Origin of the sequence: Polyangium sp. y55x31 (genome assembly GCF_029946505.1) — a bacterium.
GTDB lineage: Bacteria > Myxococcota_A > Polyangia > Polyangiales > Polyangiaceae > Polyangium.
This window is the reverse complement of record NZ_JARZHG010000045.1, coordinates 39,216-54,242: the sequence shown is the minus strand read 5'-3', so window position 1 is coordinate 54,242 and position 15,027 is coordinate 39,216. Positions and strand designations below refer to the sequence as shown.

Annotated in this window: 9 protein-coding genes; 5 read left to right on the top strand and 4 right to left on the bottom strand. The window is 70.8% G+C overall.

The features are described from left to right. The first annotated feature begins 126 nt into the window (after nt 1–126). Nucleotides 127–1,836, top strand: a complete 1,710-nt coding sequence (locus QHF84_RS43465; RefSeq protein ID WP_281319488.1) for a hypothetical protein — start codon at nt 127–129, stop codon at nt 1,834–1,836. Nucleotides 1,837–2,061: 225 nt separating this feature from the next. Continuing rightward, nucleotides 2,062–6,309, top strand: a complete 4,248-nt coding sequence (locus tag QHF84_RS43460) for a GAF domain-containing protein (RefSeq protein WP_281319487.1) — start codon at nt 2,062–2,064, stop codon at nt 6,307–6,309. A 6-nt stretch (nt 6,310–6,315) separates the two neighbouring features. Here the strand turns inward: QHF84_RS43460 and QHF84_RS43455 are convergent, their stop codons facing one another. Next, on the bottom strand, nt 6,316–9,837 hold the full coding sequence (locus tag QHF84_RS43455) for a serine/threonine-protein kinase (RefSeq protein WP_281319486.1): 3,522 nt from the start codon (nt 9,835–9,837) through the stop codon (nt 6,316–6,318). 183 nt (nt 9,838–10,020) lie between these two features. Between QHF84_RS43455 and QHF84_RS43450 the strand changes: the two genes are divergently transcribed. Further along, the gene (locus QHF84_RS43450; RefSeq protein ID WP_281319485.1) at nt 10,021–11,388 is read left to right on the top strand and encodes a dicarboxylate/amino acid:cation symporter; all 1,368 of its coding nucleotides are present in this window, start codon (nt 10,021–10,023) and stop codon (nt 11,386–11,388) included. Here the strand turns inward: QHF84_RS43450 and QHF84_RS43445 are convergent. Then, nucleotides 11,290–11,727: an acyl-CoA thioesterase gene (locus QHF84_RS43445; protein WP_281319484.1), complete on the bottom strand. Its 438-nt coding sequence runs from the start codon at nt 11,725–11,727 to the stop codon at nt 11,290–11,292. The genes QHF84_RS43450 and QHF84_RS43445 overlap by 99 nt on opposite strands. Nucleotides 11,728–11,873: 146 nt before the next feature. Between QHF84_RS43445 and QHF84_RS43440 the strand changes: the two genes are divergently transcribed. Then, a complete protein-coding gene (locus QHF84_RS43440) occupies nt 11,874–12,377 on the top strand; it encodes a hypothetical protein (protein ID WP_281319483.1) in 504 nt (167 codons plus the stop codon). A gap of 211 nt (nt 12,378–12,588) precedes the next feature. After that, nucleotides 12,589–13,011 (top strand): hypothetical protein, encoded by a 423-nt coding sequence (locus tag QHF84_RS43435; RefSeq protein ID WP_281319482.1) that lies wholly within the window; start codon nt 12,589–12,591, stop codon nt 13,009–13,011. Between the two features lie 43 nt (nt 13,012–13,054). Here QHF84_RS43435 and QHF84_RS43430 read toward each other — a convergent pair whose 3' ends face one another. Together QHF84_RS43430 and QHF84_RS43425 are read right to left on the bottom strand one after the other, a co-directional pair. Further along, nucleotides 13,055–13,882, bottom strand: coding sequence for a siderophore-interacting protein (locus QHF84_RS43430; protein ID WP_281319481.1), 828 nt, complete (start codon nt 13,880–13,882; stop codon nt 13,055–13,057). Nucleotides 13,883–14,253: 371 nt separating this feature from the next. Beyond that, on the bottom strand, nt 14,254–14,970 hold the full coding sequence (locus QHF84_RS43425) for a hypothetical protein (protein WP_281319480.1): 717 nt from the start codon (nt 14,968–14,970) through the stop codon (nt 14,254–14,256). Between the last annotated feature and the right edge of the window lie 57 nt (nt 14,971–15,027).

Sequence of the window (15,027 nt, the reverse complement as noted above, 5' to 3'; positions counted from 1 at the left end):
AGCAAATTCTCGGGCCCGCGGCCCTCGGGATCCGCGCCCTCCCGGCCTTCCGGGAACTCCGCACAGCAAGCTGTTGTCGCGCTCCGAAGACCAGCCTAAGCCAGGCACAACGAGAGCGAGATACCCATGCGAAGGCTCTTTCCTCTGATTCTTCTCGTCGCCATGGCCGGATGCAGCGCGTCCCCCACCCCCGGCCCCCAGACGCCCGCGAACACGGGCAACGAAACCCCCACCCCCGACACCTCGAAAACGCCCCCGCCGGACACGACCGCCAAGGACGAGCCCAAGGCCGAGCCCAAGGCGAAGCCCGACGAGGCCAAGCCCGCCGGCGGCGACAAGGCGGCCTATCGCGAGGAGGAGCTCACCGAGCCGAAGTTCGATCTCGTGATCACGCCCCTGCCCGCGGCCCCGAAAGGCCTGGCCCCGGCGCCCAAGGCCTGCGACGCGTTCGCGTCGCGAAAGCCCGCGGCCGCGCCCGTGTGCGCCGAGCGGGCGCAGGCGCTCGAAGCCCTCGACAAGGCCCTCGCCGAAAAGAACGCGGACAAACGAGACGCAGCCCTCGCGGGCCTGGAGTCGTGCGGGGGCCTGCCGCCGGGCCTCACACGCGCACTCCGCGCCGAGCTCGCGCCCACCGCGTGCGCCGACGTGATCCTGGAGCCCGTGATCGCCGCGCCCCCGAAGGGCATCGACGGCGCCGTCTACACCACGATGCGTGGCCTCGCGACGGCGGCGCGGCTCTCGCGCGCGGGCGACGCGCCCCCCAAGATCACGGCGCCCTACGACAAAAAGAAGCTCGTCGCGTTCATCAACGGGCCGGTGAAGGACTGGGTCGCCGAGCAGGCGACGGCCATCCAGGCGCTCTCGAACGAGGGCGCGGGCCTGCGCTATTACGCGCGCGGCGTCGCGGCCATCGAGGCCGGCATGGCCGATCTCCGTCTCGTCGAGGCCGTCCGCGCGGTGCCGCTTTCGCCCGAGCTCGCGAAAGACGCGGAGGCCCGGAACATCTACTACGCCGAGCTCGATCAGACGCTCGATCCGCGCAAGGATCGCGGCCGCGACGCGGTGCTCGTGGGCCTGCGGGACCTCGCGGCCGTGGGCGTCTTGCGCGACGCGCGGATCGACCGCGCCCGCGGGCTGCTCGCGCGTCTCTACGGCGGAAGGCGTATCGACGCGCTCGACGGGCTCGTCGTGCCGCCGCTACCGAAGGCCACGCCCGCGGACGTCACCGAGCGGCTCGCGACGAAGCTGCCCACGTTCTACGCCGGGCTGCTCCTGCCGAAGGACGCCGCGACGAAGACCGGCGTGCTGCGTTCCCTGATCGAGCGCGGCGTGCCGCTCTCGTACCGCGCCGCGTTGAAGAACGAGAAGCTCGCCGATGACGCGCGCCGCATGTATGCGCGTGCACGCGTCGAGCTCGGCCGCGTCTACCTGCGTGCGGTCGATTTCGATCAAGCGGCGTCGCTGTACGCCGGTCTCCCCGAGGGAGCACGAACGGACGAGGACGCGTTTTTCGCGGCACTCGTCGCGGCGCTGCGCAACGGGCCCGAAGACGCGGCCACGATGGTCCGATCGGCGCCGGTGTCGATGCTCGGCATGGGGCAGATCGCAGGCCTCGACGCGATCACGAAGGCAAAAGGTCCCTTCGCGGGCGCCGCGGCCTTCGACGCCGCGCTCATCAAGCAGATCACGGCTCCCATCGGCGCGGACGCCGCCTATTTCCGCGACGTCGCCACGCGATTCCGCGAGGCCGGCTCCCTCCTCACCGACGCCGCCCAGCGCAAGACCGCCGAGGACCGCGCCAAGGCCGCCGAGGCCACGGCGAGCGCCATTCACTGACGCGCTTTCCCTTCCAATTCTGTCCCACCTCTGCAAAAGCCGTCCCCACGCGAATTTGATCGGGTTTCTGGGGAGCGAAAACGATTACGCACGCCGGCGTCGTTGACGCGGCGTTGACGCGAACGTGACGGGCTCGATACCGTACGAGTCCCCCGTCGCTTACCTGCAGCCCGACCTTTCCCGCGATTGGTCGAACGTCGCGTGGTGCGTCCCAGGAAACCTTTCGTGGAATCGACAGCGTCCCACCGCAATGCGACGCCGCCCGGCGCGGCACACCCGAATGACGTAGCGTACCTTCGTCTCGAAGGCGCGATGCTCCGCGTCGCGGCCGGCGGCGCGCCCGAGCTGGTTCTTGTAGGCGGCGGTACCGGCGCCGCCCGCGCGGAGCTCCTGCGCTCGTTCTGCGAAAGCGCGATAGGGCAATGCACGCTCGTGCTCTCGGGCGAGGGCAACCTGATCCACGCGGGCGAACCTTACGGCCCGCTCGTCTCCGCGCTCCGCCATGTCGCCCCGACGCTCGGCCAGGAGCCCGGCTCCCTCGGCCCGCTGCTCCGCCAGCGCGTCGAGGAGGCCATGCTCGGCAACGGCCGCCTTTTGCTCGACCTCTGCCCGGCGCTCGCCTCCCTCGTGCCGGACGATCGTCCCGTCGAACCCCTGCCCCCCGCGTTCGCCGACGAACGCATGACCACGACCCTGCTCCGCCTGTTCGCGGCGCTCGCCGTGCCCGAACGGCCGCTCGTGCTCGTGCTCTCGCATGTCGACGCGGCCGACGCCGCGACGTTGCGTCTCCTCATGCGCCTCCTGGAGAGCACGGAGTGTCGTTACTTACTGATCGCGGCCACGTTTTCGGACGAGGCGCACGGCGCCTGGAAGGAGACGCTCGAGCCCTGGCTCCAGAGGAGCAGCGTGCCCCGCGTGGACGGCGTTCACCTCGGCCCGCCGGACGACGCGGAGGTGGAGGCGAGGCGCGCCGCCGCCTCCGGCCTCCCGGAGCCTTCGCGCCTTTCGCTCGCGGCCGCCGCTTGCCTCGGTCGAGCCGCCGCTCTCGACGTCGTCGCAGCCGCGCTGGGCACGACCCCGGACGAGGCCGCCGCGTGCCTCGCGCCCGCCGAAGAGGCCGGTCTCCTCCGCCGCGAGGGCGCGGCCTACGTCTTCGCCGACGCGCTCGCCGCGCGCGACCTCCGGCGCGAGGCCACGAAAGACGACCCCGCGCTCCTCGCGGCGATGCACCTTCGCATCGGCGCCTTTCTCAGCCGCGAGATGGGCGAGGACGAGCCGAACGAGCGGCTCTACGAGGCGGCCGGGCACATCCTGCTCGGACAAACCGTGGCCTCCCGCGTGCCGCTCATGGCCGAGGAGAGGGCGCGGCTCTGCATCCTCACGTTCGCCGCCGCCCGGCGCGCGCGGGCCGCGGGCGCTTCGAGCGTCGCGGCCGACTACCTCGGCGCGGCGGGCGCGCTGCTCGAAGGACACGACGATCCCGCGGAGATCCCGCCCGACCTCACCTGGAAGATCCTCCTCGCGCAGGCCGAGTGTGCCTCCAAACGCGGCGATCGGCGCACGACCGAGGCCCGCGTCGCCGAGCTCCTGCGGCGCGCTCGAAACGAGCTGGACAGACAAACCGCCGCGCGAATCCTCATCGATCTGCACGCGGGCCTCGGCGAGCACGAGCAGGCCTACGCCTGCGCCGCGTCCTGCCTCGCGCCCCTCGGCGTGCGCCTGCCCGAGCGACCGAGCGCGGGCGACGTCGCGGCGGCGTTCGAGGCGACCTGGGACGCGCTCGGGGACCGCGCGATCGAGGAGATCGGCGACCTCGAACCCATGACGAACCCCGAGGCGCTCGCGGCCACGTCGGCGCTCTTCGCGGTCCACGCGTCGGCGCTGGCCCTCGGGCCGGACGTCGCCGACATCGTCACCTGCCACCTCGTCCAGCTCTCGCTCCTCCACGGCAATGCGCCTGCGTCCGTGGTGGGGCACGTCGCGTTCGGCGCGGCGCTCGTCGGTCGGCTCGGTGATCACCGGGGCGGCTACCGCTTCGGCAAGGTGGCCATGGACCTCGCCGAGCAGATGGGCTCGGCGCTGCTCCAGGGCATCGTCGGCGCGTGCTTCGCCACGAACATCTCCGTCTGGACGCACCACCTGCGCGCGAGCATCGCCTATTCGAGGCGGGCGTACGCGGCCGCCCTCTCCTCGGGCAACACGCCGTGCGCGCGGCGCAGCGGCGCCCTCGTCGCGCTCTTCATGCTCCTCAAAGGCGACCCGCTCGACGACGTCGCCCGCGAGGTGCGAAAGCACGAGGAAGCGCGGCGAGATCCGAGCGATCCCGAGGGCATCGGCGAGCTCCTCGACGCGATCGAGCGATTCGTGGGACAACAAAAGGGCCGCGCCGCGCCGCTGCCCGCCCGTCGCGACGAGCTCACGCCCGAGCCGAACCGCGGCACGCGCCGCCCCCCGGCGCCGATGCGCTTCGGCACGCTCGTGCGGCGTGTCCTCGACCTCGGCGCCCTCGTCATCGCCGGCGAAAACGACGACGCGCTCCTCGCGAGCGCATCGCTCCGGGCCCACGCCCCCGCGTTCGCCTCGCAGGTCCTCCTCCCCGAGGAGCGGTATTTCGCGGCCCTCGCCGAGGCTGGCCGCCGCGCGCCCACGACGCTCGCCGCCCGCCTCTCCACGCTCGACGAGCTCGCGGCCGACATCGAGCGCTGGGCCGACCGTTGCCCCGAGAACTTCCAGCACAAACACGCCCTCGTCCTCGCCGAGCGCAGCCGCCTCGCCGGCCGCGACGTCGACGCGATGCGCCTCTACGACCAGGCCATCGCCGCCGCCCGCGACAACGGCTTCACCCACGGCGAGGCCCTCGCCGCCGACGCCGCCGTGCGGTTTTACCTCGATCGTGGCTTCCCCACGATCGCCGCGGCCTACCTGCGCCTCGCGCGCGCCGCGTACGCGCGCTGGGGCGCGGGCGGCAAGGTCGAGAAGATCGATCGCCGCTACGCCAAGCTCTTCGAGGACCCGGCCACGGGCACGTCGAAGCCCCCGCTCCGCGGTGGATCGAGCCTCGACATCGATGTCCTCGCCGCGGTCCAGGCCGCGCACGCCGTCTCCGAGGAGATCGTCCTGCAGCGGCTCATCGTCACGCTCATGCGCATCGTGATCGAGCACGGCGGAGCCCAGCGTTGCCACGTGCTCCTCGCGACGGAGGGCGGCGATCTCACCCACGCGGGCCGGGCCATCGTCACCACGCAGGGCCTCGACATCGAGGTCCCCGGCGGCCGCGCCCGGGAGCTCGCGACGCTCCTGCCCGAGTCCGTCATCGGCTACGTCCGCCGCACGCGCGAGCCGATCCTGCTCGACGACGCCACGGCCGAGCCGATGTTCTCGGCCGATCCCTACATCGCCCGCGCCCGCCCGCGCTCGGTCCTCTGCATACCGATCACGCGGCAAACCGAGCTCATCGGCCTCTTCTACATGGAGAACAACCTCGTCCCGGGCGCGTTCACCCCGCGGCGCCTCTCGCTGCTCGAGTTCCTCGCCGCCCAGGCTGCGATCTCCATCGATCACGCCAAGCTCTACGCCGACCTCGCCCGCGAGAACACCGAGCGGCGGCGCACCGAGCAGACGCTCCGCCGCAGCGAGGAGCGCATGCGCCGCCTCGTCGAGATCGCCGGCGTCATCCCCTGGGAGGCCGACGCCGAGACCGAACGCTTCACCTACGTCGGCCCGCAGGCCGAAGAGCGCCTCGGCTGGCCCGCGAGCGCCTGGTACAAGCCGAACTTCCTCCGGGATCACGCGCACCCCGAGGATCGCGACCTCGCCCTCGCGGCCTTCACCCGCGCCTCGGCCGACGACAACGCCTGCGGGGTCGAGTACCGCCTGCGCACCAAGGACGGCGGTGCCGTGTGGCTGCACATGGTCGTCAGCGTTGCCGAGCGCGAGGGCGGGCAAAGGCTCCTCTCGGGCTTCTTCTTCGACGTCACGGCGCGCAAGCACGCCGAGGAGACGCTGCGCGAGCAGCTCGAGATCATCCACCGCCAGCGCGAGGACATCCGCACGCTCTCGACGCCGCTGCTCGACGTGTGGGACGGGGTCGTGGCCATGCCCGTGCTCGGCGCCCTCGACGAGTCCCGCGCGGCGCGCGCCATGGAGGTCCTGCTCGGCACGATCACCCAGCGCGCCGTGCGCTGCGCCATCCTGGACCTCACGGGCGTCGCGAGCGTCGACGCGGTGACGGCCGAGCACCTGCTCCGGCTCGTGCGCGCGGTCGAGCTGCTCGGCGCGCGCGCGCTCATCGTGGGGATCCAGCCCGAGGTCGCGCGTACGATCGTCTCGCTCGGGATCGGCCTCGGCCGCGTCGAGACCCGCGCGACGCTGAAGGACGCGCTCCAGAACCTGAGGCCCCGGTCCCCGCACGGCAAACGCGCGACCGAACGCCCCTCGTGGCGGCCCGCGGCGCTCGGACGCACGCCCGAGTGAGCGGAATCAGGGCACGAGCATATGGCCGGTGAAATGCTCGACCGTGTCGGGGACCGATCGGGCGATCCAGGCGCGTAACGCCTCGGGCTCGCGGGGCAGGTCGTCCGGCCAAACCTGCACGGTGCCGTCCCGGCCCACGGACACGGCCCAGCTCCCGTCGGGGGCGATGTCCACGTCCTGCACGACGCCGTCGTGCGTGCCGAGCACGCGCCCCTCGCCGATCGCGAGGTCCCAGAGCCGCACGGTCTTGTCGTCGCTGCCCGTCACGAGCGCCGCGCCGTTCGCCGCGAGCGCGAGCGTGCGGATGGGACCGTTGTGGCCGCGCAAAACGCGGAGCATCGCGCCCGTCGCGACGTCCCACACCCGCACCGTGGCGTCTTCGCCCAGGCTGAGCAGCGTCTCGCCGTCCGGCGTGAACGACAAACCCACGACGCGATATCCGCTCGCGTCGTAGGTGCGCGGCGTCGTGGCGCCCTCGTCCCAGATCCGCAGCTTGTGATCGAGGCAGCCCGTCGCGACGACCTTGCCGTCGGGCGAAAACGCGACCGACTCGACGGCCTCTTCCTGGCCGCCGAGCACGCGGCTCTTTCCCGTGGCGAGCGTCCAGACACGTGCCGTCTTGTCGGCGCTGCCCGTGGCGAGCCTCGATCCATCCGCGGAGAACGCGAGCGCGAGGACCGACTCCTCGTGCCGCCCGAGCGCGCGCATCTCGCCGGAATCGACGTCCCAGAGCGCCACGTCGCCCGTCGTGTGCCCGACCGCGATCGACGCGCCGTCCGGCGAGAACCTGATCACCGGCGCCCGCGCCCCCTCCACGTGCGAGGCCCGGATCTCGTGGCCGAACGTGTCCCAGAGCCGCACCGTGCCGTCCTCGCCCGCGGTCGCGATCACGTCGCCGCTCGGGGAAATCTCCGCGTGGATCACCCGACCCACGTGCCCCGCGAGCGTCACGGCCGGCCCGCCGCCGTTGCCCCGCGTGGGCCAGAGCTGCGCGACGCCGTCGGCCCCGGCGGAGAGCACGTGATCGCCGTCGGGCGAGATGTCGACCTCGAAGGCGCTCCCCTCGTGCTGGCCGATCACGCGGCCTGGCGTGGCGTCGAGCGGGAAGACGCGCGCCGTGCCGTCCACGCTCGCGACGACGAGGCGGGTCCCGTCGTCCGAGAACAACACGTCCGACACGTTGTCGCGCATGCCGACGAACCGGCGCCGCTCCCCGGTCCCGAAATGCACGAGCCGCACGGCGTGATCGTTGCCGCCGTACGCGAGCATGCGCCCGTCGGGGGAGAACGCCATCGCGAACACCGACCCGTCGTACGTCGGGAGCGTCGTGGCCGTACCCGCCTGGAGATCCCAGACCCGGACCGTTCCATCGAGCGCGGCGGTCGCGAGCCGCTTGCTGTCGGGCGCGAAGGTGAGCCGCAGGATCGCCGAGGCTTGTCCTTCGAGCTTTCGTGGTTTGTCCTTCTTCTGAATGTCCCAGAGCCACACGGCCCCGTCCGGGCCGCCGGCCGCGAGCGTCCGCGAATCCGGGGAAAACCCCATGGGAAACCGCGGCAAAAGCTGGGCGGTGGCGTCGTGCACGCGCATCTCGGGCAGCGTGAAGGACTCTCCGGTCGTCCGATCGAACAGCGTCAAGACGCCGCTCTTCCCTGCCGTCACGAAATGGCGCTCGTCCAGCGAAAAGGCCCCTTTGAGCGTGAAATCCGGGTTCGACGCGAGCACGCGGTGCGCGCCCGTCGCCACGTTCCAGGCTCGCACGGTGGCGTCGTCGGCGTGGCTCACGATCTCCTTGCCGTCGCGCGACGGCAGGGCGAACACGATGGGGCGCGTGTGCCCGCGCAGCGTGGAGATCGCGGCGCCCGTGCTCGTGTCCCAGATACGGATCGTGCGGTCTTTCCCCGTCGTCAGCACCCGCTGTTCGTCCGGGAAAAACGCCACGAACCAGACCTCGTCCTCGTGCCCCCGCAGCTCGATCGACGTGCCCGTCGTGAGATCGTAAATGCGCGCCGTGTGATCGTCGCTGGCCACGGCGAGCCGCTTCCCGTCCTTCGAGATATCGACGCGATTGACCGCGCCTCGTTGATCGCGCAGCACCTGCGCCGGCCCGTGCACCCAGGCGTCCGCGGCCACGACGCGCGCCGAGCTCCATTGATCGAACGCCGGCGAGAGCGTCTTCAGCCATGCGAGCGCCTCGTTCGGATCTCGCAGAACGGCCGCGCGCGCCTGGACCAGCGTCAGCTCGTCGGCGTGCGCGACGGCCCGGTGCTCGGCTTCCACCGCTTTTTTGCGCGCCTCCTCCGCGATCGCGTGCTCGCGCGTCGCCCGATCTCGCTCCTTCAGCACCTTTGTGAAAAAGAGCCCCCCGGCCGTGACGAGCACACAAAGCGCCGCCGCCGCTACGGCCAGGGTCGCGCGGTGCTTGCGCGCGAACCGCCACGCCTTCTCCCAGGTCGTGTAGTCGTGCACGCCCACGAGCTGCCCGGCGAGAAAACGCCGCAGATCCTCCGCCAGCGCCTTCGCCGTCGGGTACCGCGCGGCCGGATCCCGGGCCATCGCCTTGTCCACGATCGCCAGAAGATCCAGCGGGATCCCGCGCTGCATCTTGGGCAGCGGCGTCGGCGGGCCTTCGAGCACCCGCTGCAGGATCTTGATGCCATTCACGCCGGCGTACGGCGCGCGCCCCGCGAGCAGGTGATACAGGATCGCCCCGAGCGCATACACGTCCGCGCGCTCGTCCACGGGCTCGGCCGCCGCTTGCTCGGGCGGCATGTACGCCGGGGTCCCCATCACCGAGCCCACGAGCGTGATCCCGTCGACGAGCGTGCCTTCGCCTTCGGAGGCCACATCGTCGCCGCCCTCGATCGCCGCGGTTTGCGCGACATCCACCACGGGCTCCGACAGATCCTTTCCGAGCCCCCAGTCGATGACGAGCGTCTCGCCGTGCGCCCCGACGAGCACGTTCGCCGGCTTCAAATCGCGATGGATGATGCGTTTTTCGTGCGCGTACGCGACCGCGTCGGCCACCGCGAGCACGTGCGTGAGCAGCGGCAAACGCTCGTTGATCGTGCGGGCGCCGTCGATGATCTCGGACAGCGGGCGCCCGGTGACGAGCTTCATCGAATAAAATGGTTCGCCCGTCGGCCAGCGCCCGGCCTCGTAGACCGGGACGATCGACGGATGCTGGAGCCGCGCCGTCAGCAGCGCCTCGCGAACGAACCGATCCTCGGCGGCGGAGCCGGTGTCGAGCAGCTCCTTCAGCGCCACCCGCCGATCGAGCCGCTGATCACGCGCCGACAGCACCCGCCCGATCCCGCCCTGCGCGACCTCGCCGTCCACCGCATAACTCGACCGGTCGACGAGCGGCAGCCGCGCCGCGCTCCACCGCCCCGACGACGGCACGTGTGTCGTGAGCGCCGACGGCGCCTGGCTCGTCGAGAGCGTGTTCGCCGCGCCGTTCGCCCGGGGTGCGCTGGTCGCGGGTTCCCCTCGCTCCGTCTCTCCCGATCCTCGCGATGGCTCCCCGTTCATCGCCCCGATCCTCTCCGCGACTCGCCGCGAAAACACGGGCGAGCATGCTGCCATGCTAGCCCTCACGCACGGGGCTCACCATGACAATTGACGGCGCTCGCGACCCGCGTGAAGACAGCGGGTGCCATGGGGGAGCAAAAAAGCCGCGCAGGAGAGCAACCCAACCGACGAATCCCACTCTACGTGCGCGTGCTCTCCGGTGTCGTCCTCGGCATCGTGCTCGGGCTCGTCTTCCGGGAGCGAAAGTACCTCTTCGGCACCGTCGGCAACGCCGAGCTCGGCCGGCTGGGGATGCTCGTGGTCAAGCTCCTCAAAGCGCTCGCCGTCCCGCTCGTGTTTTTCGCGATCCTCGACGCGTTCGTCAAAACGAACATCACTCTCCGCAAGGGGGCGCGGCTCGTCGTCATATGCGCGATCAATGCGACGGTGGCGCTCTGCATTGGCCTCTCGATCATGAATGGCTTTTCGCCGGGCCGGCACCTCTCGGGCGCGCTCGCGGCGCTCCACCGGCCGGGCGCCGTGGCCTCGGACGCGGCGGCGCAGGAGCTCATTGCGACGGCGAAGAAGGGCAGCCTCGGCCTCCTCGACAATGTCTCGGGGTACGTCCCGCGGAGCCTCGTCGACCCATTCTCCGAGAACAGCGTGATCACGGTCGTCCTGCTCGGCCTGCTCGCGGGCGTCGCGCTGCGGCGCGCGCGGGCGCGGGGGGACGAGGAGACAGCGCGAGGCATTTCGGTGGTCGAGCGGGGGATCGGCGGCGTGTATGCGATCCTCGTCGAGGCGCTCGACATCGTCGTCGGCGTCGTGCCGATCGCGGTGCTCGGGGTCGTCGCGGACGTCGTGGGCAAGGCCGGGCTCGAGGTCTTTCGATCGATCTGGATCTTCCTGGTCACGGTGCTCGCGGCGATGGCGCTGCATTCGCTCGTGTATTACCCGCTCGTCGCCTGGTTTATCGGGAAGAAGCCGCCGCGCGTGTACCTCGGGATCGGCGCGGACGCCATTTTGACGGGCCTCTCGACGAACTCGAGCCTCGCCACCGTGCCCGTCACGCTGAAGGCGCTCGATCGCATGGGCGTCTCGCCCGCGTCGGCGCGCCTCGCGGCGTGTATCGGGACGAACCTCAACAACGACGGCATTCTCCTCTACGAGGCCATGACGGCCGTCTTTTTGACGCAGGCGGTGGGGGCGCCGCTCGGGCTTAGCGGCGAGATCACGATCGGGCTCGCGTCGGTGATGGCGGCGGCGGGGATCGCGGGGATCCCGGAGGCGGGGCTCGTCGTGCTGCCGCTCGTGCTCGGCGCCGCGGGGCTGCCGGACGCCTTGATCGCCACGGCCATTCCGCTCGTGATGACGGTCGACTGGCTCATTGCCCGCGTTCGTTCGGGCGTGAACGTGATGAGCGACATGCTGGTCGCCGTGCTGCTCGACGTGGGCGACGGCAAAAAGAATGGCTCAGACGCCGGCGCGCACGACGGCGGCGGGGAAGGCGTCGCGGATCTCCTGGGGAATCCGGGTGGGCCTCTGGGTGGTGATCGCGACGAACGCCCATGAGGTGACGGCGCGGGCGACCTCGACGCCGTCGGATACACGCACGAGGCGCGTCTTGCGCTCGCAGGTGGCGGCGCCGAATTTCGCGACGTGCGTCCGGACCTCGATTCGATCGTCCAGGAACACGGGCGCGAGGTAATCGATCTCGTGACGCCGGACGACGAAGACCGCGCCGGCGCGCTGGTACGCCGCCCTGTCCCAGCCGACGGCCTCGGAGTGAGCCTTCGCCGCGTCCTGCACCCAGCGCACGTAGACCACGTTGGAGACGTGCCCGAGCTCGTCGATGTCGCCCGGCGAGGCGACGACGGGGAACACGTATTCTTCGGAGGAGGCGGCGGTCATGGCAGGACCGAACGTTCCGCGGCGGCGACGGAAAAGCAACCGCAATCGTCGTGAGCTCCGCTTTCCCCTCGATTTTCCGTCTCCCGTGTTTGATCTCGGGTGACGGGCGCCATTGCGCCGAGAGGTCCCGCGGTCATGTTTGGATCGTGGACGCACGAACGAGCCTCTCCGGGCACGCCGAGGAACATCACGAGGGTTGCTGCGGAGGCCACCGCCGAAAACCGCGGGGGAAAAAGCCTGGCCGCTCGTCGCTCTTCGGCGCGGTGCTCCCGGTGCTCGCCTGCGCCGTGTGCCCGACCTGCCTCGGCGCGTGGGCGCAGGCGCTCTCGGCGGTCGGCGTCGGATTCGTGGTCACCGAGACGCAGCACCTCCTTTTGCTCGTCGCCGCGGTCGTGATCACGCTGGTCGTGAGCGGCCGTCGTTATGCCCGCTCACGCCGCCTGGGCCCGCTCTTGCTCTCGCTCGTCGGCTGCGTCGGGCTCGTCGCGAGCCACGCCCTCGGCGAGATTCAGGTCCTCGCGTGGTCGTCGATTGCGGTGCTCGTGGCGGCGTCGATCTGGCAAGAGCGCAGCCGCCCGGCGGCCCGTGAAAAGACGGAAAGGTCGCGGCGCGTCCTGCGAGCGTGCGAGGCGCCGGCCACAGTGGAGTGACGGCGTTTCGCCGAGCACACTCGCCCGGGCCGATCCTGCCTGCTTCGATGGCGCGCCTGTTCGCGTTCTGCTCTCTCGGTTTCGACGGGCCGAAGACGGCCTCCTCGCGGCGGCGCTGGGGGCCCCTGTTCGCATTCTGACGTCTCGGTTGACCGACCGAAGGGGTTCCGCTCATCCTTTGCGCGCCAAACCGTAAGGAGATGGGACGAGCATGAAATCGAACCGCCGGATGATGGCTTTTTTCCCCGCAGCCCTGGCGCTCGCATTGACTGGTTTCCTGGGTGGCTGTAGCAAATCGTCGTCGGATTCGGCTGCGCCCGCGGGCTCCGCGACCGGCGCGTCGGCTTCGGCCCCTTCGGGCAGCGTCTGCGACATCGCTGCCTTCGAGAAGGAGCAGGACGAGCAGGGCCGCCTGACCCACACCCCGAAGAAGTTCACCGGTTGCAAGCTCGAGTCCTACAGCCCGAGCAGCAAGACGGCCTCCTTCTCGGGCAACGGGAAGATGAAGCTGCAATGCGTGAACATCCCCAAGCCCGAGGGGATGGAGATCGGCGACCTCGCGGATATCGAGGGCAAGGTGGACGGGGCCGGCTTCGTGACGCTTTATAGCTGTGTCGTGAAGAAGAAGTCCTGAACGCCGCCTCCGCTCGCCCCGTCGCCTCCTCTCGGGACGGGCGTCAGCTCAGCGGCTCGTGGTGATCGTGCGCGACCACGCCGCGCTTCCAGTGCCCCGAGGCGTGCACGCGTATGCGCTCCCAGCCTTGCTCGCGCACGAGCAGGCGCATCACCGCGGCGGTCTCGGAGGCCTCCCCGGCGAGCCAGGCGAATCCATCACGCGGATCGGGAAGCTTGGCCGCGCGCACGAGGTCCACGAGCCGCTTTGCCACGTCTCCCGCTCCGCTTGCATCCGCACGGTGCACCCAGCGGATCTCCACGCGGGGCGGGGCGAGCTCGGGCCACGCGACCTGGTCTTTCGCGTCCTCCACCAGCGCCACCACGAAATTGCGCACGGCCGACGGCGTCTCCTCGATACGACGTGTCATCTCCGGCAGCGCCGTCTCGTCGCCGACGAAGAGCTGCCACGTCGGGAGCATCCGGAGCAGGCGCGAGCCGCGCGGCCCGGCGAGGCCCAGCACGTGGCCCGGCGCCGCGCGCGCCGCCCAGGAGGAGGCGACGCCATGCCCGTGCAACAAGAAGTCGATGTCGATGGTATCCGCGTGCCGCGCCCGGATGGTGTAATCGCGCGCGATGGGACGCGCGCCCGGCGGCGGCCGAATTTCGCCGCGCTCGTCGACGACGGGCAGCGCAGGCTCGGCCTCCCCCTCGGCGGGAAACAAGAGCTTCACGTGGTCCTCGGGTGCCAGGGATACGAAGCCCTCGAGCTCGGGGCCGCCGAGCGTGATCCGACGCATACGCGGCGAGAGATCGCGGACGCCGGCGACGACCAAACGGCGAACCTTCAGGGGGTAACGAACGAGATCGAAGGGCGAGTCTTCACGGTTCATGGAGGCGTCTCTCCTGCGGAGACGAAGGTGGACGGCCTTCGCGGATCAGGCAAGCAGGACGCTGCACCCCGCCTCCGGCCCCCTCGATCCACCAGGCACCGTCCTCCGACCTGCCCGACGCCGCCTCGCCCGCGAGGCGCGCCCCGCTCTCCCGCGCGCGCTCCCCGCACCCGTCGAGCGCGGCCTCGCCGCGGCGCCCGTTCCTTCCTCCGGGGGCGAGCTCACATGTTCATGGTTGCCGAGGTCGCCCTCGCCGGCCGTGGCGCCGCTGATCCAAGTTGCACGGCGCTCCCTCGGCGCCGAGGGGAGCGCCCTCGCTTCTGCGGGCCCGGACGCGGCCCCCGAGGCTCGGGATGGCCACGGAACGGCCGCTATCCCGGCGAGCCGGGCGGAGCGTCGGCCTTCGCGGGCTCGTCCGATACGCCCTCGGCGCGATGCACTTCCGCGAGATCGTCGAAGATCTGAGGCATCATCGCGACCTTTCCGAGCGGCTTCAGGATGCCCTCGACGATCGATTTCGTCGCCGCATAACGCCGCAGCCATTTGACGCGGGCCGCCTCGGTCTCCGGCGTCGCCTCCCTGCGATCCACACGCGCCTTGCGCACGCCTTCATTGAGCGCGCCGAGCGCGTCCCTCGCGGCCGCGACGGCGTGCGCCCATTTCGCGAATTCCGGCAGGCTCGCCTCGTGTTTCTCGATCGCCTTGAACGCCTGATCGAGCGCCGCGGCGAGCTTGACGGGCCTGCGCCGGAGCACGGTGCTCATGTTCTCGTGCCGGAGGATGTCCGCCACAATGGCCTCGCCATTCTCTCTCGACTCGGCATATGCCACGAGCCGTCGCAGCACGCTCTTGGCGTTTCCCACCACGTCCGGCTTCCCCTCGGCCGGCTTGTACGTCACCACATCGAGCGCGCCGGCCTTCTTCAGCGCGACCTCCATTGCGTCCGTTTCCGCCGCGAGCCGGTCCGCGGTGAGCTTGACGAAGCCGTCCGCCTCGACGTCGAGGCCGACGACGAGCGCGAGGATCTGCACCACGGCAAATCGGCCGTAGGCGAGGGTTTCATATTGATCGATATAGGAATCTGCCACGCAGGGAGCATCGGGCGGGATGGGCTCGACGGGCAAGGGTGTGGTGTAAATGTATGG

Bases quoted from the DNA above. Each gene is read 5' to 3' on its own strand.
- QHF84_RS43465 (WP_281319488.1), top strand. From the start codon at position 127: ATGCGAAGGCTCTTTCCTCTGATTCTTCTCGTCGCCATGGCCGGATGC.
- QHF84_RS43455 (WP_281319486.1), bottom strand. From the start codon at position 9,837: ATGAACGGGGAGCCATCGCGAGGATCGGGAGAGACGGAGCGAGGGGAA.
- QHF84_RS43445 (WP_281319484.1), bottom strand. From the start codon at position 11,727: ATGACCGCCGCCTCCTCCGAAGAATACGTGTTCCCCGTCGTCGCCTCG.
- QHF84_RS43435 (WP_281319482.1), top strand. From the start codon at position 12,589: ATGAAATCGAACCGCCGGATGATGGCTTTTTTCCCCGCAGCCCTGGCG.
- QHF84_RS43430 (WP_281319481.1), bottom strand. From the start codon at position 13,882: ATGAACCGTGAAGACTCGCCCTTCGATCTCGTTCGTTACCCCCTGAAG.